We start from the raw sequence: 22,341 nt of genomic DNA, 5'->3' as shown, positions 1-22,341 counted from the left end.
ACGAAGGTAAACAGCCAAACCTAATGACACGACTCAAACAGCTTGACCTGCGCCGACTGATTATTTCTCTGGCCGTTATTACCGGCCTGATCATGCTCGCCAACAGTTTTTATGCCAGCTACAAAGCACAGGAACAAATCCTCATCAAGAACCGGCTGCAACTTAATCACGCCTATGCCACCAAAGTAGCTTCGGCCACCAGCGACTATCTCGCCTCAGCCATGCAACAACTTCGCTACAGCGCCAAAGAAGTCAGCAAACTCATGGACATTCCTCAGGCGTTGCAGACCGAGGTATCGCGTGTATACAGGCAAACCGAGAGCTTTGACTCCGTGCTGGTCACAGACACTAATGGCAAGGTGCTGGCCACCGCCCCCCTCGATACGCTAGTCGGCAAAACACTGCACTCCCCCGGAGCAATGGAAGCTTTAAAGCTTCAGAGCCCTGTTATTTCGAAGCCTTACACCGGCGTCAGCGGCAATCGGATCATTGTGTTGTCCCAACCTATTTTTTCGGCTTCGGGAAAATACCTGGGCTATATCGGCGGCAGTATTTACCTAGGGCAAGCCAACAGTCTTGACCGGTTACTCAGCGAACACTACTACAGCGATGGGTCTTACCTGTTCGCCGTCGACCAAGATCGACAATTAATCTACCACCCCGAGTCGCGCCGAGTGGGCACCACGGTTGGTCAAAACCAGGTCGTCGATGCCGTGCTGGCCGGAGAAACCGGCTACATGCAGGCACGCAACAGCCAAGGAATAGAAATGCTGGCGGGCTATGCACCACTGACAATTGCCGGCTGGGGCATTGTGGCCCAAGCCCCCACCAATGCGGCACTTGAACCCCTTGGCGCCCTGATGGCCGGCGTACTCCAAGACACGGCCGTACCGGCACTGATCATTCTTGGCCTGGCCTGGTGGATCGCCCGCCTGATTTCCCGGCCGCTATCGCAACTGGCCCAAGGCGCCCGCGCCCTCGATCAACCCGAAACCGCTGAAAAAATCGCTCAAGTCGAACCTTGGTACTACGAAGCCAGCCAGCTGAAAAAGGCCATGCTCGAAAGCATGAACACTTTTCATCACCGTATAGTCAAACTCAATCTTGATGCGCAAACCGATGCCCTCACAGGCCTGTTAAATCGCCGAGGCCAGGAAATGGCCCTGGCCGCTCTGGAGCAAAGCCGCCAGGACTTCTCGATCGTTGCGGTCGACATCGACCACTTCAAGCCCGTCAATGACACCTGGGGGCACGACACCGGCGACCTGATCCTGCAGTTCCTTGCTGACGCCATGCGCACTTGCTCGCGCGATGAAGACCTGCTGTGCAGAAGCGGCGGCGAAGAATTTTTAATGCTGCTGCCCGCAACGCCGCCAGAAGGCGCCCAGCAGGTCGCCGAACGTCTGCGCACCCACGTTGATACGTGGCACGGCTTACCCGGACCGGGGCACATTACGATTTCTTTGGGCGTTTCTTATTGGTCACCCGAAGGCGGCAGCGTAGAAGTTGCACTGAAACGGGCTGACGATGCGCTATACAACGCCAAGAAAAATGGACGTAACCGGGTTGAAATGACGCGTTGAGCGCGCGCTCGTTAGTTCAAAACAAAGAGCTTCTTATTTTTCTATCACAACCGTTGCAGACCGGCGATGCCTATCACCGACGACAGTAGTAATCCACCATGCCGCCGGGCCAGTCTCCACCATTGGTAGCACGGGGGCTTCCGGGATATTCGCAGGCCGCATAAGTGTACGTACCCTTAATTGCCGAAATGGAAACGGTTGCGCCAGGCTTAATGCCGTCTGTCGCCCACTCAGTACCGCAACCTTTGTTATCGCACCATTTCACGAGCACCGGAAAGTTACACCCGTTATGTATGCGATTTGGATATTGGCCGTGCGCCGTTTGAAAACTAATGCATTGCGTTGCCTGACGATACTCTTTCTGCTTGCCGGATGGGGACGCACCCTTCCCTTTGGCAGGGGAGGCAGCGGCTCCCCTATCGGAGCCAGATTTCTTTGCTTGCGACAGGCACTGCAAGGTTTTCGCATATAGCTGCCGCTCTGTACTGGCGCTCGTCGCGGCTTCCTGGATGATGTCCATGAAGTATTTGTCTTGCAGATCATAGTTGGCCCAACCCTTAGCCAAGGAGATGCACTCATCGTAAGTCAATTCGATGTAATCGTATGGCCTTCTTAACTGACCATCCATCCGCGCCTGGCAATAGCTCGCCATTTCATTCTGGCAACCAGCGCTGGTCGCAGCGGCGTTTTTCCCTTGATGTGCTCGCACGGCGGCTTTGTTGTCGGCTAGCGGTGTCTTATTTGCAAGAATCAAAGCCAGATTCTCCGCCGTACGCGCTCGTGCTGTATCGCCATAGCCCAAACGCCGCAGTTCGCTAGCATAAGTAGTGTTGAAAACTTCGGGGTTACATGTATTAGCCGGACAAGCGGCAGTCACAGCGGCACGCTCGGCCGCAAAAAGTACAGGTCTTAATTGCTCCAGCTGCGCCCTTTTTGTTCCGATCAACTTGGACAATGGGCTACTCGACTCAGCATTGGCAATGGCGATGTACTCATCCAGTCTGGCGACAAAGCTTATACCGCGCTCTAGTGCGATATCGAGAAGCTGCCGCGCTTGCTCATCGTTTACCTTCTGGATCCACTCAATATCCCTCACGCTGACTTGCGTGGACGCATATGGATATCGATTCACGTAATCCAGGTACAGCTTGGTGACGGTTCGGGCTTCGTGGGGACTAAAATGGGCCAGATGGACCGCTGAATTCAACAAGTGTCCCGGCGAGAAACGTTGATCATCACATTGTGGCGCGGTGTTTTTTATGCCGGATATGGCCGCCGAGACTTCCTTTCTGAACGGCTTATCAGGGTCATTGACACTCGAGCCCGATGCAACGTTGGATAGGACGGCTTCGTAGCCTGCAAGCTTTTGCTCACACTTGGTCTGAGCAGCGTTGGCGCCACCATGGACAGCGAACAAAACTGCACCTACTAACAATTGTGCAACTATGAAACACCTACTCATATGTTTTGAGTCCATATCAGCTTGATCTTTGGTTAACGGCGCCACGGTGTATGCATCGAAACCGCGCTGAGATCGGTGAGTTTGGCGTCCCCGACAGGAATCGAACCTGTAATCTTCCCTTAGGAGGGGAAAGTTATATCCATTTAACTACGGAGACGCAGCGCCGCCATTTTAGCAGCATGTAATGTTGTATTTTTGTCTCAGTATTAACGCGAATTGTTAATGACAGCACTTGCATTCCCGGACAATGCAAGTGCTGTTGCTTTTCTGGCCGCAGACGATACAGCGGCACGCTAAACGATGCCGCCACCAAGCCGGCATGCACTACAATGCCGCCGACCTTATCAGGCAAACCATCATGACGACAGAAAACCGTGTTTTGGGCGAAGTTGAAACTTTTTTAGAGGACGAAAGCAGCACTATTGCACTGGCCTCGCAAATTGCGCCCTTGTTGCTGGCCGACGACCCTGGTCATCCGGGCACGCCACAAGGCGGACGCATTCATCTTCGTGGCGACCTCGGTGCAGGCAAGACCAGCTTTGCCCGCGCCCTGCTGAGGGCGTGCGGCGTCACCGGCCGAATCAAAAGCCCGAGCTATGCTTTGCTTGAAAGCTATAAAGTTTCTAACTTATACTTGTATCATCTTGATTTTTATAGATTTAGCGATCCACGAGAATGGATAGATGCTGGGTTCCGAGATATCCTGCAAAAACAAGCAGTTGTGCTCATTGAATGGCCGGAACAGGCCGGCGGGCTACTCCCTTTGCCCGACCTTGAAATCAACCTGAGCTACGCAGAATCCGGACGACAAGCACGATTAATCGCCTATAGCAACAAAGGACAATCATGGCTAACCAGACTAGTGCTTCCACCGAGGGGATCTCACCCGCCGGGCGCGTCCGCCGGCGTCTGATCGCAACCGCTACCACGCTGTTTGCGCTGCCTGTCATCCCGAAAATGGCCCAGGCAGCAACCATTCTGGCGGTCCGTACCTGGCCTGCCGACGAATACACCCGCGTCACCCTGGAACTCGACACCGAACTCAAAGCCGAGCACTTCACCCTTGAAGGGCCGCACCGTCTCGTGGTCGACATCAACGGGCTGACCATGAACCAGGCTATTAACGAGCTGGTTTCCAAGGTCAAACCTAACGACCCGTACATTGCCTCCGTGCGCGTAGCGCAAAACCGGCCTGACGTCATTCGTCTGGTTTTTGACCTGAAGCAGGCCATTGCCCCGCAGGTCTTCACACTCAAGCCCATTGGCGAATACAAGTACCGCCTTGTACTTGACCTGTACCCGAAAATTGCGCAAGACCCGCTCTTGGCACTTAGCAAAATGGGTGAAGATAGCGACCCGTTGGCCGAAGTTCTTGAGAACTTAGCGCAGGCAGGCTCGCCTTCAGCCCCCATCCCGTCGGTTGACGGCCAGCAACTACCCTCTATTGCCCAGAAACGGCCGGCACCCCCGGCCGCCCCTGCCCTACCCGACGCCGAGCGCCCCAATCGTCCGGTTCTGATTGCGCTCGACCCAGGCCATGGCGGTGAAGACCCCGGGGCAGTCGGCCCCAGCGGCACATACGAGAAGCACATCGTGCTGGCGATCGCCCGTCGACTCAAGAAACTGATCGACGCCCAGCCCAATATGCGCGCCTACCTGACCCGCGACGGCGACTTTTTCGTGCCCCTGCAGGTCAGGGTGCAAAAAGCACGGCGTGTGAAGGCCGACCTGTTTGTATCTATCCATGCTGACGCCTGGGTCAAACCTAGTGCACGGGGGTCTTCGGTTTTTGTCTTGTCACAAAACGGGGCTTCTAGTGCTGCGGCCCGGTGGCTGGCCAAAAACCAAAACGACGCCGACCTGATCGGTGGCATTAACCTAGGGTCGCACAACCAGCAGGTAGCGCAAGTTCTGCTTGATATGTCGACGGCAGCGCAAATCAACGACTCGGTCAAAGTGGGCGACCGGGTCCTGAGTGAAATCGGCAAGATCAACCGGCTGCACAAAAAATATGTTGAACGCGCAGGGTTTGCCGTCCTCAAGGCGCCGGACATTCCGTCCATCCTGGTCGAAACAGCATTTATCAGCAACCCCGAAGAAGAACGCCTGCTGCGCAGTGCCGGGCACCAAGACAAAATCGCCACGGCCATGCTCAAAGGCATTAACGACTACTTCGCAACTAGCCCGGGGCTCGCGCGTCGGGCATAATTGCCCCTACGATGTCGCAACGCCCCGTAATTGCCCCCCTCCCCGATCTGCTCATCAGCCAAATCGCCGCCGGCGAGGTTATCGAACGACCCGCCTCGGTGCTGAAAGAGATTCTTGAAAACGCTATCGATGCCGGCGCGTCCAGCATCGAGGTTCGTCTTGACGGCGGTGGCATTCGACGCATCGCCGTTTCCGACAATGGTTGCGGCATTGCTCAAAACGAACTGGCCCTTGCGTTAACCCGACACGCCACCAGCAAAATAAAGTCGTTGGATGATCTCGAGTCGGTCGCCTCAATGGGCTTTCGAGGCGAGGCGCTGGCATCCATTGGCGCGGTGGCTCGGCTGACACTGACCTCGCGTACCGACGACGCTCCTCACGCTTGGCAAATCACTGCCCAGCAACCCGACATCACCGCAGCCTCCGGCCCGCAGGGCACGACGGTCGACGTTCGCCAACTCTTTGAAAACGTACCGGCCCGCCGGAAGTTCCTGCGTACCGAATCAACCGAATACGGACATTGCGTCGATATTCTGGAGCGCATTGCACTGGCCCACCCCCACGTTGCGTTCCGGCTGTTTCATAACGACAAGCCGCAACGGCACTGGCGGGCCGGCGATATCGCCCAGCGCATACTCGACGTTCTCGGCAGCGAATTCGTCAGCCAGGGTTTGGGCGTCAGTGTCGACCAGGGGTTGATCAGGCTCGACGGCATGATTACGCGCCCCACCTACGCTCGCGCCCGGGCCGATCGTCAGTACCTTTACGTCAACGGGCGCTACGTCCGCGACAAAACAGTCTCGCACGCCATCCGTCAGGCCTACGCCGACGTCCTTCATGGCGATCGCCAACCCGGGTTTGTCTTGTTTTTGTCTATCGACCCCAATGCGGTCGATGTCAACGTGCATCCGGCCAAGCACGAGATCCGTTTTCGCGACAGCGGTGCAGTACACCAATTTGTTGCGCGCGCGCTGTCGCAAGTATTGGCCCAAACGGCCGGTGGCCAGCCTCTAGCTGTCGACGCCGCATACGCCGATGGCCAGGGCTCTCCTGGCGCGTTGTCCGAGCACGATGCACGCCCGCAACCAGAACCCGTCAATACAAGCAACGAAAGCTCACCGTCCTTGATGCCGTACGGTACGCCTGCACCGGCAGGCCAGCACCGCGCGCCCTCATTTGCACCCTACGGTCAACACGCCCTTAACCTGCGCGATAGCCGCTCTGGTCAAGCGCAGGGTACCGACTGGCAAACGTTGTATCGCCCGCTGGCGCCCCCGACAGCACCTGCCCACACTGCACGCATACAGCCGGCGGCCCTGCCCAATCACGAGTTCCCGCTGGGCATGGCACTGGCCCAACTGCACGGTATTTATATTCTGTCGCAAACGGCAAATGGGCTGATTCTGGTCGACATGCATGCAGCCCACGAGCGCGTCGTCTACGAACAGCTCAAACGCGCCATAGATATGCGCGACCTGCCAAGACAAGAACTGCTTGTACCCGTTGTATTTCAGGCAAGCGAAAAAGACGTCGCAATCGCCGATGAGCACACCGACGCACTTGAAGACCTAGGCCTGATCCTGCGCCCAGCAGGACCGGCCACACTCATGGTGCGTGCCGTCCCCGCGTTGCTGGCCGGCGGCGACATTGAATCGCTGGCCCGCAATGTCTTGAACGATTTGTCATCTGTTGGTTCGTCGGCGCAGTTGCTTGAGCAACGTAACGTCTTGCTGGCCACCATGGCCTGCCATGGGTCAGTTCGAGCAAATCGACGCCTCACACTCGACGAGATGAATGCCTTGCTGCGTAAAATGGAGCAAACCGAGCGTGCCGACCAATGCAATCACGGACGTCCCACTTGGGTGCACTGGTCCCTGACCGAACTCGACAAATTCTTTTTACGCGGCCAATGAATCCCCTACCTATATTGTGCTTGGCCGGCCCCACCGCTGCCGGTAAAACTGCATCGACCCTGGCGCTGGCCAAACGCTGGCCCATCGAAATCATCAACGTCGACTCGGCCACTATTTACCGGGAAATGGACATCGGCACCGCCAAGCCGACACCCGCCGAGCAAGCCCTGGTACCGCAACACCTGCTTAATATCCGCGACCCGGCTGAAAACTATTCAGCCGCCGATTTCTGCACCGACACAACCACACTTATTGACCAGATTCTTGCCCGGGGCCGCATCCCGCTGCTTTGCGGCGGCACCATGATGTACTACAAAGCCCTGCGCGAGGGGCTGAACGACTTACCCCAAGCCGACCAGGCAGTTAGGGCTGAGCTTGAAGCCGATGCAAAACAGCTAGGCTGGCCAGCGCTACATGCGCGCCTGGCCGAAGTGGACCCGGCTACGGCAGCGCGACTTGCGCCGAACGACAGCCAGCGCATTCAGCGGGCCCTGGAAATCTGGCGTCTTAGCGGACAGCCAATGTCGGTATTGCTGCAACAACAAAAATCTCAGCCTATCGGCACGCCTCGACACTTCATCACGCTAAGCCTCGAACCCTCAGACCGCCTCGCATTGCATCGACGCATCGCGCTGCGTTACGAGCTCATGCTAGAGCAAGGCTTGATGGATGAAGTTGAACGACTGTATGCGCGGGGCGACCTGCACCCCGGCCTGCCGTCGATACGGTGCGTAGGCTATCGCCAGCTTTGGGACTATCTGGACGGCAAGACTGGCAAAGCCCAGGCGATTGAACAGGCCATTGCCGCAACCCGCCAACTGGCCAAACGGCAACTGACGTGGCTACGCGCCCAACCCGACCGTCAAATTATTGATTGCCTTGCACCCGATGTCGTCGCCCAGGTGCTGGATGCAGCGACGGGCGTATGGTCAACACCTTACGCCCGTCGATGAATTAAACAACAACGGTTTGCGGCATATCGCCGGTTTGGGCAACGATTTCACCCAAGCGGCTGACGTTTTCGCCGTGTGACGCCAGTGTGGCGGCAACCGCATCAGCCTGGTCTGCAGGAACAACAATAACCATACCGATACCGCAGTTGAACACGCGGTGCATTTCGGTATCGGCTACATTACCGCCCTTTTGCATCCACTTGAACAGTTCGGGCATTTCCCAGGCATCGCGATACAACCGGGCGGACAGGCCAGGCTGCAAAATGCGCGGGACGTTGTCGAGCAAACCACCCCCGGTGATATGTGCCAGCCCCTTGATTGCCGCACCGTGCGCCTTTAGCGCCGCCAATACCGAGCGCACATAGATGCGCGTGGGCGCCATAACAACATCGCCTAAAGGCCGACCACCCAGATCATCTTCCGGCTTGGCGCCGGTGGTTTCGATAATTTTACGGAGCAAAGAAAAACCATTGGAGTGCGCGCCGCTGGACGCCAGCCCCAGAACGACATCTCCCTCTTTAATGGACTTGCCATCGATGATGAGCGATTTCTCGACGGCGCCTACAGCAAACCCCGCCAGGTCGTATTCACCATCAGGGTACATGCCGGGCATTTCGGCAGTCTCGCCGCCGATAAGGGCGCAATTGGCCAGCTCGCAGCCTTTGGCAATACCCCCGACCACGGCTGCGGCGGTATCTACCGACAACTTGCCGCAGGCAAAATAATCGAGGAAAAACAGCGGCTCGGCACCCTGCACCAGAATATCGTTAACACTCATGGCGACCAGATCGATACCGACCGTATCGTGGCGTTGCCATTCGAAGGCAAGACGCAACTTGGTGCCCACACCGTCGGTACCCGACACCAGAACCGGCTCTTTGTAGTTTTTGGGCACTTCGAACAATGCACCAAACCCGCCAATCCCGGCCATAACGCCGGCACGCATGGTTTTGGCCGCCAGCGGCTTGATGCGATCGACCAACGCGTCGCCTGCATCGATATCGACACCCGCATCGCGGTACGTTAAAGAGGTGGATTGATTGTTTGTCATGAGAAAAGCCGTGGGATGTGCAAGAATTGCGTCTTAAATAAAATACCAAGGCGCATTTTACGCTTTTTACCGCCATCGATGACCCAACAACTGATCCTCAACCTGCTGCCCGCACCTGTGCCTACTCTGGACAACTACGTGCCGGGTAAAAATCAGGCCGCTATTGCAGCCCTGCAGGGCTGTGAGCCGGGTCGGGCGGTGTACCTTTGGGGGCCGCCCGGCGCCGGCCGCAGTCACTTGCTGCAGGCACTGGGGTTTGCCGATCACGCCCTTTACATTCACCACAATAACGCCAACAGGCTGCTCCAAAGCGTGGTCGAGGCAGATATCATCGACTACCGGCGCATTGCGGTCGATGGGGTCGAACGCTACGACGACGAGGCCCAGGCCGCCCTGTTTGCCCTTTACAATCGTTGGCGCGAGTCGGCATCCAGTACACATGCCTTTGCCCTGCTGGTGGCAGGCGATCGCGCCCCCATGCATATGCCTGTCCGCGAAGATCTGCGCACACGGTTGGGCTGGGACCTGGTCTTCAGGCTCGAACTGCTCTCAGACGATGAGCGGGGCCAGGCCCTGCAGACCCGTGCATCCGAGCGCGGACTGCACTTGTCGCCCGAAGTCATCAACTGGATTCTCACCCACTACGCCCGCGACATGAACCGGCTAAGTCACCTGATTGATGCGCTGGATCACTATTCGCTGGCAAAGCAGCGTGCTATCACGCTACCGCTACTCCGCGAATTCCTGGCCCATGAAGACACTGCAGCACTCGCCACGCCCTGATCACCACCCTGCGCCCGGCAACACCGTGGTCGCCACATGAAATTTCCAGACATGCCGTGCGCAAAGCCCTAAAATACCGTCCATGCTTACCGAAACAATAAAAAACTTTGTCGGCCGACTCTTTTCATCGCCGGCCCGTGGCCCCGAACGCCTGAAACCCGAAAAGCACGGCATTGACCGGCGCAACGTTTCACGTCATGCCATCAAGGTTTGCGAAGTACTAAACCAGGCCGGATACGATGCCTACATTGTGGGCGGCGCAGTACGCGACCTGATTGTTGGTCTTGAACCCAAAGACTTCGACGTAGCCACCAATGCAACGCCAAACCAGATCCGGGCGCTTTTCAGGCGCGCACGTATCATCGGCAAACGGTTCCAGCTGGTTCACGTCGTGTTCGGCCCCGAGATCATCGAAACCTCCACCTTCCGGGCGCCTGCCTCTGAAGATCAAGAAACCGACGAGCACGGGCGCATTTTGCGCGACAATCAATTCGGCACCAACGCCGAAGATGCAGCGCGCCGCGACTTCACCCTTAACGCTCTGTATTACAACCCGCTTACCGAAGAGGTCATCGACTACCACCACGGTGTAGCCGACCTGAAAAAGAAAGTTGTGCGCATGATCGGCGACCCCGAAACCCGCTATCGGGAAGACCCGGTGCGCATGCTGCGGGCCGTACGTTTTGCCTCAAAACTCAACGCCAATATCGACCCGGCATCTTTGGCCCCTATTAAGTCCATGGCCCACCTCATCGAAAACGTGCCCGCCTCACGACTTTTCGATGAGCTCATCAAACTGCTGACCTGCGGCCACGCCATGGATTGCCTGCAGCAGCTACGCGCACTTGGCCTACATCGTCACCTGCTCCCGTTCATCGACACGCTGCTCAACGACGCCGACGACCGCAAGTTTCTCGAACTGGCCCTCGAACGCACTGACGTGCGCGTGCGCGCCGGCAAAACCATCAGCCCGGGTTTTCTGTTTGCAGCCCTGCTTTGGCGCATGGTCGACAAACGCTGGAAACAAGGAGTTTTCGACGGCGAGCCACCCATGCAGGCTTTAGTTACGGCCGCCGACCTCGTTGTCGACGAACAATCGGGGCGTATGGCCATCCAAAAGCGCTTCCAGGGCGACATGCGCGAGATCTGGTTCATGCAGCCACGCTTCGAGCGAGCCACGCCCAAAGCCATCTGGCGCATGATCGAACACCCTCGCTTTCGCGCAGCAGTCGACTTCCTGCAGTTACGGGCTGCATCGCACGAAGTTGACAGCGTTCAGGCCCAGTGGTGGATGGATCTGGCTAATGCCGACCCCGAAGACCGCGGTGAACTGATTGAGCAATACCAAGTGCGCAACCGCAACGAAGGCGGTGCAGCAAGCCGGTCGCGGCGCCGTCGACGTCCACGACGCAACCCTGCCGGCGCAGCGGCCAAAGTACATTAAGCCACCGGTCGGCCTTTCTTGATTTTCTTAGGTCGACCAGAGCTATCACCCTCGGTACAACATGATGACCGCAACGCACTGGGCAACGGCTTATATTGGCCTGGGCGCCAATCTGGGTAATGCCGTATCCACACTCACGCTGGCTCGCGAGGCCCTTGTCGGGCTCTCCGGCGTTCGCGCTGTCGAGTCATCGCCCTTCTATCGAACCGCCCCTGTCGACTCATCCGGCCCGGATTACATCAACGCCGTCATTCAGTTGCAAACCGTGCTGTTGCCGCACGACCTGTTAACTGCCTTGCAAAAAATCGAACACGATTTCGGCCGCGAACGCCCTTGGCGCAATGCCCCGCGCACGCTCGACCTCGACTTGCTGTTGTATGACGATGTCACGCTGAACGACCCGACGCTGACCCTGCCGCACCCGCGCATGCACGAGCGCGCCTTTGTATTGCGGCCATTAAAAAACCTTGCGCCAGACTTGATGCTGACGCAAGGTTCGATAGACACACTACTGGCCAAGTGCGCAGATCAGGGCATTGAACCACTGCCCTGATCTGGCCGCTGGCAACCGTTAAACCGGTTGAATGGCGATATCGGCGATGCGCGCCTGCCACTCTTTAGGCCCGGTCTGGTGCACCGATGTACCCGTTGAATCTACCGCTACAGTAACCGGCATGTCTTTTACATCGAACTCGTAAATGGCTTCCATGCCCAGGTCTTCGAAACCGACAACCTTGGCGCCACGAATGGCTTTAGAGACCAAGTAAGCAGAACCACCTACCGCCATCAGATAAGCCGACTGATGATTACGAATTGATTCGATAGCCACCGGACCACGCTCGGCCTTGCCGATCATGGCGATCAGGCCGGTTTTTTCCAGCATCATATCGGTGAATTTGTCCATGCGCGTAGCTGTGGTCGGACCAGCCGGGCCGACGACTTCGTCGCGAACCGGATCGACAGGGCCAACGTAGTAAATCACACGGTTCTTGAACTCGACCGGCAACGACTCACCACGCTCCAGCATTTCTTGAATGCGCTTATGAGCAGCGTCACGACCAGTCAACATCTTGCCCGAGAGCAAGAGCGTTTGACCGGGCTTCCAGCTGGCGACCTGTTCTTTGGTCAGCGTGTTCAAGTCGACCTGGGTCGATTTGTTGTAGTCGGGCGCCCAGTTCACATCGGGCCAATCGGACAAGGCTGGCGGTGTAAGCGCAGCAGGCCCCGAGCCGTCGAGCACGAAATGCACGTGACGCGTTGCAGCACAATTGGGGATCATGGCCACGGGTTTAGACGCTGCATGGGTGGGGAACGTATTGATCTTGACGTCAAGCACAGTAGTCAAACCACCCAGGCCCTGAGCGCCGATCCCCAGCGCGTTGACCTTTTCGTACAGCTCGATACGCAGCTCTTCGAGCTTGTTCTGCGGGCCGCGGGCCAACAACTCGTACATATCGATGTCTTCCATCAGCGCCTGCTTGGCCATCAGCATGGCTTTTTCGGCCGTACCACCGACGCCAATACCCAGCATGCCCGGCGGACACCAGCCAGCACCCATGGTAGGCACTGTTTTAAGTACCCAGTCGACCAGAGAGTCGCTGGGGTTAAGCATGACAAATTTGGATTTGTTTTCGGAACCGCCGCCTTTGGCCGCAACCTGCACATCGACGGTATCGCCGGCCACCAGCTCGACGCCCACAATACAGGGCGTATTGTCGCGCGTGTTCTTGCGCGTGAACAACGGGTCGGACAACACCGATGCCCGCAACGGGTTGTCAGGGTTCAGATAGCCCCGGCGCACGCCTTCGTCACAAAGCTCTTGCATGGAGCGCTGCGAATCGATGCGCACGTTCATGCCGATTTTCAGGAAGACATTGACAATGCCCGTGTCCTGGCAAATGGGCCGATGCCCTTCGGCACACATGCGCGAGTTCGTCAGAATTTGCGCAATGGCGTCTTTGGCAGCGGGGCTTTGCTCACGCTCGTAGGCACGGGCCAGATGCTGAATGTAATCGGCGGGGTGGTAGTAGCTGATGAACTGGACTGCGTCGGCAATCGACTGGATCAGATCGTCTTCTTTAATAAGAGTAGTCATGGCAGGTTACGGTACGTGGTAAGTGTGAAAACGTGTCGAGCCGGGTGACGCCAACAAGGCCAGAGCCACCCAACCCGATAATTATTTGCCTTGCCAGACAGGCTTGCGCTTCTCGGCAAAAGCGGTCGCGCCTTCTTTGGCGTCGGCCGATTCAAAAATAGGCTGAACACGCGGGCGCTGCAGGTCGAACATATCGGACTGACGCCAATCTTGGGACTCGAGCACGATGCGCTTGGCCATCTGGACAGCCAGGGGGCCGTTTTCACCAATAATGGTGGCCAGTTCCAGGGCGCCTTCAATGGCTTTACCCGGCTCAACCAGACGGTTCACCATACCAAAATGGTAGGCGCGATCGGCGGGCAGCATTTCGCCGGTCAAGATGTATTCCATGGCAATGTGATACGGGATGCGCTTGGGCAAACGCAACATACCACCCGAGCTGGGCACCAAACCACGTTTGGTTTCAGGCAAACCAAATTTAACGTTGTTGGCTGCAACAATCATGTCGCAAGCTAAAGCCAGCTCGCAGCCACCTGCCAGGGCGTAACCCTCGACGGCGGCAATCAGTGGTTTTTTGGGGCTTTTTTCGCACAGACCACCCAGGCCACGGCCGGGCACCAGCGGGCGCTGGCCGGTTTTGGCAAAAGCTTTCAGATCCATCCCCGACGAAAACGAACCACCCGCACCTGTCAGAATACCAATCACGACATTGTCATCGGCATCAAGCGCATCAAAGGCCTTGGCCATTTCGTGTGCGGTTTCAAAGTTGATGGCGTTACGGGCCTCGGGGCGGTTAATGGTAATGACCATTACACGGCCGACCACTTCGGTTTTAACCAGATCTGTCATGTACAAAAGCTCCTGCGCAAAAAACGCACTATTGAAAACAATCGATAACTCAATATCATACGACCTTTCAGGCTTCAACCAAAAATCGAATGGCGCCTAAACTGCCCATCCGAAAGGTCAAATCCCCGTTCTGCGGGTTGAAAATGGACACAAAGCCCAACCGGGCGAACGACGCTTCTTCGAAGCACGCTAAAATTGAACCCTTTTGCGGATTTCTCGCGCTTTTGGCTCTCACACATGCTCACGTTTCAGCAAATTATCCTGACGCTCCAGAACTACTGGGACCAACAAGGCTGCGCCCTGCTGCAGCCCTACGACATGGAAGTTGGTGCCGGCACTTCACATACCGCCACATTTTTGCGGGCTATCGGGCCCGAGCCCTGGCGTGCGGCTTACGTACAGCCTTCGCGCCGCCCCAAAGACGGCCGTTATGGCGAAAACCCCAATCGCCTGCAGCACTACTACCAGTATCAGGTTGTGCTTAAGCCCGCCCCGTCAAACATTCTCGATCTCTACATCAACTCGCTCAAAGCGCTAGGTATCGATCCCAACGAGCACGACATCCGTTTCGTTGAAGACGACTGGGAGAACCCCACGCTGGGCGCCTGGGGTCTAGGTTGGGAAGTCTGGCTCAATGGCATGGAAGTCACTCAGTTCACCTACTTCCAGCAAGTAGGGGGCCTCGATTGCACACCGACGACGGGCGAAATCACCTACGGGCTTGAGCGTCTGGCCATGTACCTGCAAGGCGTAGAAAGCGTCTACGATCTGGTCTGGACACAAACTGCGGACGGCCGCAAAGTGCTTTACCGCGACGTATTCCATCAGAACGAAGTCGAGCAATCCACTTACAACTTCGAGCACGCCTCGACCGACATGTTGTTTGCGCACTTCAACGACTACGAAGCTGAGGCGACAAAGCTCATTCAGGTTCCGCTGGCCCTGCCGGCCTACGAATCCGCCCTGAAAGCGGCGCACACTTTCAATATGCTTGATGCACGCGGTGCCATCAGCGTTACCGAACGGGCCGCCTATATCGGCCGCATCCGCAATCTGTCGCGCGCTGTCGCACAGGCCTACTACGATTCACGCGAAAAACTCGGTTTCCCCATGCTTGATCAAACCACAGAGGCTGCGCAATGACCACAGCCCAAGTACACCCTCTTCTTGTCGAACTGGTCACCGAAGAGCTGCCCCCAAAAGCACTGAACAAACTGGGCAAAGCCTTTGCCGAGGGCATTAGCAGCGTGCTGGCTAAAAAGCAGCTACTGTCGGCCGAGTGCAAGGTTATCGATTACGCCACGCCTCGCCGTCTGGCCGTGCACCTCAGCCACGTCCTCGACCAGGCTCCCGAACAAGCCTTTACCGAAAAGCTCATGCCCGCCAAAGTCGGGCTCACGCCCGACGGTCAGGCGACCCCCGCATTGGTTAAGAAGCTCGAAAGTAAAGGGCTGGGTCACTTGCAACCGGCTGATCTGATCAGTGAGTCTGACGGCAAGCAAGACTACCTTTATGCCAAAGGCACTGCGCCAGGCGCCTCGCTGCCCGAGTCACTGCAAGAGGCCCTCGAGGCCGCCATTGCCGGCTTGCCGATACCCAAGGTCATGCGCTATCAGCTAGACGACGGCAAAACCAGCGTCAAGTTTGTGCGCCCGGCCCATCATCTGGTGGCCCTACATGGCGCCAACGTCGTGCCCATTGCCACGCTGGGGCTCAATGCCGATCGCGTCAGCAATGGTCATCGTTTCATGGGCAAAGCAACGTTGTCCATCACGTCGCCAGACACCTATGTGGCGCAACTGGCTGACGAAGGCAAAGTCATTGCCAGCTTCGATGATCGTCGCTCCGCCATTACCCAACAGCTGGCCGCACAGGCCGCCGCGCTGGGCGGCACTATCGGGCAAGGCCCCGAGGTCGATGCGCTGCTCGACGAAGTCACCGCGCTGGTCGAACACCCCACCGTTTATGCCGGTCAATTCGACCCTAAATTTCTGGCCGTACCGTCCGAATGCCTGATCCTGACGATGCGCCTGAACCAAAAGTACTTTCCGCTGTTCGAACCCACCACCGGCAAACTCACGCACCGGTTCCTGATCGTCAGCAACATGCAGGTGGCCGACCCGCGCCACATTATTGAAGGTAACGAACGCGTCGTGCGCCCTCGCCTGGCCGACGCCCAGTTCTTCTTCGATACCGATCGCAAAAGCACGCTCGAAAGCCGCGTCGAGTCGCTGGCCAACCGTGTCTATCACAACAAGCTGGGTTCGCAACGCGACCGCATCGAACGGGTTCGCGCCATAGCCCGCTATGTTGCAGCACAACTGGGCGGCAACGAACAACATGCCGACCGTGCCGCACTATTGGCCAAGGCCGACCTGAACTCAAATATGGTCGGCGAGTTCCCCGAACTGCAAGGCATTATGGGCGCCTACTACGCCCAAGGCGATAACGAGCCCGCCGACGTCGTCACTGCCATTGGCGAACAATACCGCATTCGCCTCGACGAACCCGTCAACGCCAGCAGCCTGACCAGTGCCATTCTATTCATCGCTGAACGCGCCGAAACGCTTGTGGGCATTTGGGGTATAGGCCTTGTGCCCAGCGGCGAACGCGACCCCTATGGCTTGCGTCGCGCTGCACTGGGCCTGATCAGCGCCTTCGAGCAACTTGCCGCAGGCGACTATATCGGCCCAGGTAAGACAGGGACATTGGCCCTGCGCAGCCTGCTCGACAAAACTGCCGAAACTTTCAGCCAGTTCGGGCTGGCCGCCAGTACCGTAGACGACGTCACCAGCTTCATCTACGAGCGATATCGCAACCAGCTCGGCGCCGACCACGACCGCAATGTGGTCGATGCGGTGTTAAGCCTCGAGCCGCCCCTGCACGAAGTTCAGGCACGCGTCGCAGCGTGTTCCAGCTTTGCACAAATGCCCGAAGCGCAAAGTCTTGCCGCTGCCAACAAGCGCATCACCAACCTGCTGAAAAAAGCCGACCACGTGCCAGATAGCGTCGACACGGGCAAGCTCGCAGAACCGGCTGAGCAGGCGCTTGCTGCGCAAATCGCGCAGGTAGAACCCGAAGCCCGCCGGCAGTTTGCCGACGGCGATTTTGCGGGTTCACTGGCAACACTCTCGCACACCCGCAACGCCGTCGATCAGTTCTTCAACGATGTCATGGTCATGGCCGAAGACCTCGAAATACGTAACAATCGACTGGCCCTGCTCGGGCAATTAGGACGATTGATGAACCAGGTTGCCGACATTTCAAGGTTAGCCCAGTGAAACTCGCCATCATCGACCGTGACGGCGTCATCAACCACGACAGCGACGCCTACATCAAGAGCCCCGACGAATGGATTCCCATTCCAGGTAGCCTCGAGGCCATCGCCCGCTTATCGCAGGCGGGATGGCGCGTGGTGGTGGCGACTAACCAATCGGGGCTGGCTCGCGGCTTGTACAGCGTTGAAACACTCAACGCTATTCACGCCAAGCTTCGCTATGAACTGGCTCAAGTGGGCGGGCAGGTCGATGCCATTTTTATATGCCCACACGGCCCAGACGACGGCTGCGAGTGCCGCAAGCCAAAATCGGGCATGTTCCTCGACATCGCCAAACGCTACGACATCAGCATGCAAAATGTACCTGCAGTGGGCGATTCGTGGCGCGACCTGCAAGCCGCCGCCAACGTTGGTTGCGCAACCTGGCTGGTACTTACCGGTAACGGCCGAAAAACCTGGGACAAAGGCGATCTGCCCAGCGGTACACAGGTGCGCGAGAACCTGGCCGAAGTCGTCGACGCCTGGCTCGAAGGGTAATCATGGCCGGTATCCGCTCTGCACTCTACATGCTGTTCCTGATCGTCACGGTCATTCCTTATGCATTTGCATGCCTAATTTGGTCGCCGTTACCGCTTAAATGGCGTTACCGGCTGACCATGGGCTGGCCCCGGCTGGCGGTATGGGGGGCCCGCGTCATCGTCGGCATACGCTGGGAAATCAAAGGGGCAGAACACTTCCCCGACGGTCCTGCCATCATCCTCTCTAAACACCAATCCGCCTGGGAAACGCTCTTTCTGCCGGCTTATTTACCGCGTCAAGCCTGTTTTGTTTACAAAAAAGAGCTGCATCGTGTTCCCTTTTTTGGCTGGGGTCTGGCGCTATTAAAAATGATCCCGATCGATCGAGCAAAAGGCCGCGACGCCTTCGAGCAAGTGGTCAAGGTTGGCAAGCTTCGTCTGCAAGAGGGGCGCTGGCCCGTATTGTTTCCTGAAGGCACCCGAGTAGCCCCAGGCAAAACGGGCCGCTACAAATCGGGCGGCGCTATTTTGGCTACCCGAACCGGCGCCCCCGTTATTCCGGTTGCCCTGAACGCTGGTGAGTGCTGGCCCCGAAACGCCTTCATCAAAAAGCCAGGACTCATCACAGTTTCTATCGGCCCCGCCATCGACAGCACCGGCCTGGATGCCGATACGCTAAACCAGAAAGTGCAAGATTGGATTGAATCGGAAATGCGAGTGTTGAATCCGGAGCGATATGGCAAAAACTGAGCAGTTGCCGCTCTTTGACGCGGGCTATGCCCTCTCGGAAACGCCTGCGGCATTTGGCGGCACGCTTGGGCCGACCCACGACCTAATAACGCCTTCCAGGCACAGTACCCCCACCCACAGCACCCAAATCAAAACCGAACCGCCGCCCTCGCTCCCCCCGGGCGCAAAATGGCGCGAAATCGACACCCCCCATCAAGCGATCGGTTTTACACTGGTTCGATCCAAACGGCGAAGCATCGGTTTGCAAATTACCGATGATGGCTTGCGCGTTACGGCTCCTCAATGGGTCGGTTTGGGGCAAATCGACGATGCAGTGGTCCAGAAAGCTGCCTGGATCTTATCCAAGTTGGCCCATTACCAAAACCGCAAGCAACGGTTGGCGATGGCTCAAACCCAGTGGCGCTGCGGCGGGCAGATCGCGTATCTGGGCAGGCAAATCACATTGGCGCTCGGTCATCCAGGCACAGCACCGCATCAGTTCGAGGGTAACGACCTGCAGCCCGCGCCCGGCAATGTATTGCATCTTAACTTGCCCGCCCATGCCGACCACACCCGTATTCGCGACAGCGTAGATACCTGGCTTCAGGCACGCGCCCGGCACTGGTTTGGTCTGCGCCTTGACGACTTTCATGCAAAGTTTGGCGTTATGCCCAAACAATGGCGCTTGTCTGCCGCCGCTACCCGTTGGGGCTCTTGCAACTCGGCGGGGCATATTATGCTCAATTGGCGCCTGGTTCATTTCGAACCGGCCATCATCGACTATGTCATCGCCCACGAGCTGGCCCATTTGCGATTCATGAATCACAGCCGCGACTTCTGGCAGGAGGTCGAGCGGCTTTGTCCTCCATTTAAATCGGCACGTGACTTTTTACGTGGCCACGATCCAGCCTCACTACCTTTGCTCTAAGGAGACCTGTTATGCGTATGTTGCACACCATGCTGCGCGTCGGCAATCTTGATCAATCTTTGGCGTTCTACACCGAAGTCATGGGAATGAAACTGCTGCGCAGGAAAGACTATCCCGAAGGCAAATTCACACTGGCGTTCGTGGGCTATCAGCCCGAAGACGAAGGTGCCGTAATTGAACTGACCCACAACTGGGACACTGACCACTATGACCTGGGTACAGGCTATGGTCACATTGCCCTTGAGGTCGAAGACGCCTACGCCACCTGTGACGCAATTCGTGCGCGAGGGGGAAAGATCGTCCGCGAAGCCGGCCCCATGAAACACAGCACCACAGTTATCGCTTTCATCGAAGATCCGGACGGCTACAAAATTGAACTGATCGAACGCAAGGGTCGCCAGGATTAAGTCCTGACGCGTATGCTCACCCCTGCGCAGTCACCATGTTGAACACACTCTGGCTGGCCTTTTTTTTAATCGGTGCTGCCAGCGGCCTTTACCATTGGCTGGTCCTGGCCGACCCCGACGTCTTTGCACGCATCGTGCAAAGCCTGTTCGGCATGGCCGAACTATCCGTCAATATCATGGTGCTGCTGTTTGGCACCTTGACGCTCTGGTTGGGCTTTCTGCGTATTGCCGAAGCGGCGGGTTTGGTTGACGTATTATCGCGCTGGCTAAGCCCGTTGTTTGCGCGCCTCATGCCGGGTGTGCCCCGGGGCCATCCCGCCTTGGGTTTGATCACCCTTAACTTTGCTGCCAACGGCTTAGGCCTGGACAACGCCGCAACCCCCATTGGCCTGAAAGCCATGCGTGCGCTGCAAACGCTGAACCCCCGTCCCGACACAGCCACCAACGCACAAATCCTCTTTCTGGTGCTCAATACCTCGTCGTTGACGTTGTTGCCCGTTACCATTTTCATGTACCGCGCCCAACAAGGCGCCCCAGATCCCTCCCTCGTCTTCTTGCCTATTTTGCTGGCCACAGCCGCTTCTTCTCTGGCGGGCTTGCTGGCGGTCATCGCGGTACAACGCATCAAACTGACTGATCCCGTTCTGTTGCTATGGCTGGGGTCGATAATCGCCGTACTCAGCCTGTTCATGGCCTTTCTGGCCACCCTCAGCGCAACAGCAATGGCCGCCCTGTCGTCACTCATGGGAAACCTGACGCTATTCAGCCTGATCATTGCATTTTTGATTGCTGGCACCTGGAAAAAAGTACCGGTTTACGATGCATTTATCGAAGGCGCCAAAGAAGGGTTTGATGTGGCAAAAAGCCTGCTGCCCTACTTGGTAGCGATGCTATGTGCCATAGGCGTGATGCGGGCCTCAGGGGCGCTTGACGCCTTGCTAGACGGGCTGCGCTGGCTGGCAGATGCTGGCGGGCTCGATACGAGGTTTATCGACGCTATGCCCACGGCGTTAACCAAGCCCTTTTCGGGCAGTGCCTCGCGCGCCATGATGCTCGAAACCATGCAACACTTCGGCGTTGACAGCTTCCAGGGCTTATTGGCCGCCACCGTACAGGGCAGTACCGAGACCACATTTTATGTACTGGCCGTCTATTTTGGAGCGGTGGGAGTTCAACGCGTCAGGCATACGGTAGGCTGTGCGCTGGTCGCCGATGTGGCCGGAATTACCGCAGCCATTGCGGTTTGCTACTGGTTTTTCGGCTAACCAGAGGCCCTGCTGAAGCCTTGCTCTAAGACAGTACGTCTAACGTCGCCGCGCATGCTGCCTGACAGCGCCAGCTGTGCGCCTGCAGGCGCGCTTGTTTAATCAACCAGCGAATCGGCCAACGCCATAAACTGCGCGACCGAAAGATCTTCCGCGCGTGCCGTTTCGGGTATACCCAGTTCGTCCCACCGAATGCGTCCCGACCAATCTGACAGGCTTCTGCGCAACATTTTGCGACGCTGGCCAAATGCCTTGGTCACGACCTGCTCGAACAATGCCTGATCTTTTGGTTGCGGCCTGTCGGCCGGCAAGGGCACCATACGCACAATCGCCGACACAACGCGTGGCGGGGGGTCGAACGCCTCGGGCAGAACATCAAAGAGCTTTTCCATGCGATATCGCGACTGCAGCATGACGGTCAGGCGGCTATAGTCGGATGAGCCGGGTGCCGCGACCATGCGGTCGATAACCTCGCGTTGCAACATAAAGTGCTGATCAATAATGTGATCAGCATAATTCATGAGCTGAAAAAGCAACGGACTAGAGATGTTGTAGGGCAGATTTCCTACAACACGCAGACCACTGCCCAGCGTCGAAAAATCTACGGTAAGGACGTCGGCCTCAATCACCGTCAAGCGGCCTGCTGGGTACCGGTTGCGTAGCCGCGCAGCCAAATCACGATCGATTTCGATGACCGTAAGATGATCGAGCGCCTGAAGCAACGGCCCCGTCAGCGCAGACAGCCCCGGGCCAATCTCGACAATGCGCTCAGCAGGCATAGGCGCGATTGCCCGAACGATTGACTCAATGACTGAAGCATCGACCAGAAAATTCTGGCCGAAACGTTTGCGGGCCTGATGTTGCGCCATAACCGGT

General features: G+C 57.4%; 20 protein-coding genes and 1 tRNA gene. 15 read left to right on the top strand and 6 right to left on the bottom strand.

The features are described from left to right. Positions 1-23: 23 nt before the first annotated feature. Positions 24-1,583: a diguanylate cyclase domain-containing protein gene (locus tag PuT2_RS08500; RefSeq protein WP_093970617.1), complete on the top strand. Its 1,560-nt coding sequence runs from the start codon at positions 24-26 to the stop codon at positions 1,581-1,583. 73 nt (positions 1,584-1,656) lie between these two features. On the opposite strand, the gene PuT2_RS08495 is transcribed toward PuT2_RS08500, so the two are convergent. Next, entirely contained in the window at positions 1,657-3,000 is a 1,344-nt protein-coding gene (locus PuT2_RS08495; protein WP_143516123.1) for a hypothetical protein, read from the bottom strand. A 127-nt stretch (positions 3,001-3,127) separates the two neighbouring features. Next, positions 3,128-3,202: transfer RNA gene (locus PuT2_RS08490), tRNA-Arg, on the bottom strand. Positions 3,203-3,403: 201 nt separating this feature from the next. Here PuT2_RS08490 and tsaE point away from each other — a divergent pair. Genes tsaE through miaA form a run of 4 tightly spaced genes read left to right on the top strand, consistent with a single transcriptional unit; the run spans position 3,404 to position 8,119 of the window. Beyond that, positions 3,404-3,958, top strand: a complete 555-nt coding sequence (tsaE, locus tag PuT2_RS08485) for a tRNA (adenosine(37)-N6)-threonylcarbamoyltransferase complex ATPase subunit type 1 TsaE (RefSeq protein ID WP_093970825.1) — start codon at positions 3,404-3,406, stop codon at positions 3,956-3,958. Beyond that, on the top strand, positions 3,892-5,253 hold the full coding sequence (locus PuT2_RS08480) for an N-acetylmuramoyl-L-alanine amidase (RefSeq protein WP_093970615.1): 1,362 nt from the start codon (positions 3,892-3,894) through the stop codon (positions 5,251-5,253). The genes tsaE and PuT2_RS08480 overlap by 67 nt, the downstream gene beginning before the upstream one ends. 11 nt (positions 5,254-5,264) lie before the next feature. Further along, entirely contained in the window at positions 5,265-7,166 is a 1,902-nt protein-coding gene (mutL, locus tag PuT2_RS08475; RefSeq protein ID WP_093970614.1) for a DNA mismatch repair endonuclease MutL, read from the top strand. After that, entirely contained in the window at positions 7,163-8,119 is a 957-nt protein-coding gene (gene miaA / locus PuT2_RS08470; RefSeq protein ID WP_093970613.1) for a tRNA (adenosine(37)-N6)-dimethylallyltransferase MiaA, read from the top strand. Before mutL ends, miaA begins: the two co-directional genes overlap by 4 nt. Position 8,120: 1 nt before the next feature. On the opposite strand, the gene purM is transcribed toward miaA, so the two are convergent. Next, complete coding sequence (gene purM, locus PuT2_RS08465) at positions 8,121-9,170, bottom strand: phosphoribosylformylglycinamidine cyclo-ligase (protein ID WP_093970612.1); 1,050 nt, start codon at positions 9,168-9,170, stop codon at positions 8,121-8,123. 78 nt (positions 9,171-9,248) lie between these two features. On the opposite strand from purM, the gene hda reads away from it, so the two are divergent. From hda to folK, 3 genes are all read left to right on the top strand, one after another. Beyond that, positions 9,249-9,953 carry a DnaA regulatory inactivator Hda gene (gene hda, locus PuT2_RS08460; protein WP_093970611.1) on the top strand — a complete coding sequence of 235 codons (705 nt, stop codon included), beginning with the start codon at positions 9,249-9,251 and terminating at the stop codon, positions 9,951-9,953. Between the two features lie 82 nt (positions 9,954-10,035). Next, positions 10,036-11,397, top strand: coding sequence for a polynucleotide adenylyltransferase PcnB (gene pcnB, locus PuT2_RS08455; protein ID WP_093970610.1), 1,362 nt, complete (start codon positions 10,036-10,038; stop codon positions 11,395-11,397). A 61-nt stretch (positions 11,398-11,458) separates the two neighbouring features. Next, entirely contained in the window at positions 11,459-11,950 is a 492-nt protein-coding gene (gene folK, locus PuT2_RS08450) for a 2-amino-4-hydroxy-6-hydroxymethyldihydropteridine diphosphokinase (RefSeq protein ID WP_371596600.1), read from the top strand. 18 nt (positions 11,951-11,968) lie between these two features. Here the strand turns inward: folK and PuT2_RS08445 are convergent, their stop codons facing one another. Together PuT2_RS08445 and PuT2_RS08440 are read right to left on the bottom strand one after the other, a co-directional pair. Next, positions 11,969-13,492, bottom strand: coding sequence for a fumarate hydratase (locus PuT2_RS08445; RefSeq protein ID WP_093970609.1), 1,524 nt, complete (start codon positions 13,490-13,492; stop codon positions 11,969-11,971). An 81-nt stretch (positions 13,493-13,573) separates the two neighbouring features. Then, positions 13,574-14,341: a crotonase/enoyl-CoA hydratase family protein gene (locus tag PuT2_RS08440; protein ID WP_093970608.1), complete on the bottom strand. Its 768-nt coding sequence runs from the start codon at positions 14,339-14,341 to the stop codon at positions 13,574-13,576. 237 nt (positions 14,342-14,578) lie between these two features. Here PuT2_RS08440 and glyQ point away from each other — a divergent pair, with 237 nt between their 5' ends. Genes glyQ through PuT2_RS08405 form a run of 7 tightly spaced genes read left to right on the top strand, consistent with a single transcriptional unit; the run spans position 14,579 to position 21,465 of the window. Continuing rightward, positions 14,579-15,484, top strand: coding sequence for a glycine--tRNA ligase subunit alpha (gene glyQ / locus PuT2_RS08435; protein WP_093970607.1), 906 nt, complete (start codon positions 14,579-14,581; stop codon positions 15,482-15,484). Next, entirely contained in the window at positions 15,481-17,622 is a 2,142-nt protein-coding gene (glyS, locus tag PuT2_RS08430) for a glycine--tRNA ligase subunit beta (protein WP_093970606.1), read from the top strand. Before glyQ ends, glyS begins: the two co-directional genes overlap by 4 nt. After that, a complete protein-coding gene (gmhB, locus tag PuT2_RS08425; RefSeq protein WP_093970605.1) occupies positions 17,619-18,155 on the top strand; it encodes a D-glycero-beta-D-manno-heptose 1,7-bisphosphate 7-phosphatase in 537 nt (178 codons plus the stop codon). The genes glyS and gmhB overlap by 4 nt, the downstream gene beginning before the upstream one ends. Before the next feature lie 2 nt (positions 18,156-18,157). Further along, positions 18,158-18,886, top strand: a complete 729-nt coding sequence (locus tag PuT2_RS08420) for a 1-acyl-sn-glycerol-3-phosphate acyltransferase (RefSeq protein ID WP_093970604.1) — start codon at positions 18,158-18,160, stop codon at positions 18,884-18,886. Then, positions 18,873-19,793, top strand: a complete 921-nt coding sequence (locus PuT2_RS08415; protein ID WP_093970603.1) for a M48 family metallopeptidase — start codon at positions 18,873-18,875, stop codon at positions 19,791-19,793. Before PuT2_RS08420 ends, PuT2_RS08415 begins: the two co-directional genes overlap by 14 nt. 11 nt (positions 19,794-19,804) lie before the next feature. Then, positions 19,805-20,200, top strand: coding sequence for a lactoylglutathione lyase (gloA, locus tag PuT2_RS08410; protein ID WP_093970602.1), 396 nt, complete (start codon positions 19,805-19,807; stop codon positions 20,198-20,200). A gap of 35 nt (positions 20,201-20,235) precedes the next feature. Next, positions 20,236-21,465 carry a nucleoside recognition domain-containing protein gene (locus PuT2_RS08405; protein WP_093970601.1) on the top strand — a complete coding sequence of 410 codons (1,230 nt, stop codon included), beginning with the start codon at positions 20,236-20,238 and terminating at the stop codon, positions 21,463-21,465. Positions 21,466-21,563: 98 nt separating this feature from the next. On the opposite strand, the gene rsmA is transcribed toward PuT2_RS08405, so the two are convergent. Next, on the bottom strand, positions 21,564-22,334 hold the full coding sequence (gene rsmA, locus PuT2_RS08400; RefSeq protein ID WP_093970600.1) for a 16S rRNA (adenine(1518)-N(6)/adenine(1519)-N(6))-dimethyltransferase RsmA: 771 nt from the start codon (positions 22,332-22,334) through the stop codon (positions 21,564-21,566). Between the last annotated feature and the right edge of the window lie 7 nt (positions 22,335-22,341).

This window comes from Pusillimonas sp. T2 (assembly GCF_002236805.1).
Taxonomy (GTDB): domain Bacteria; phylum Pseudomonadota; class Gammaproteobacteria; order Burkholderiales; family Burkholderiaceae_B; genus Neopusillimonas.
This window is presented reverse-complemented; position numbering and strand designations above follow the sequence as displayed.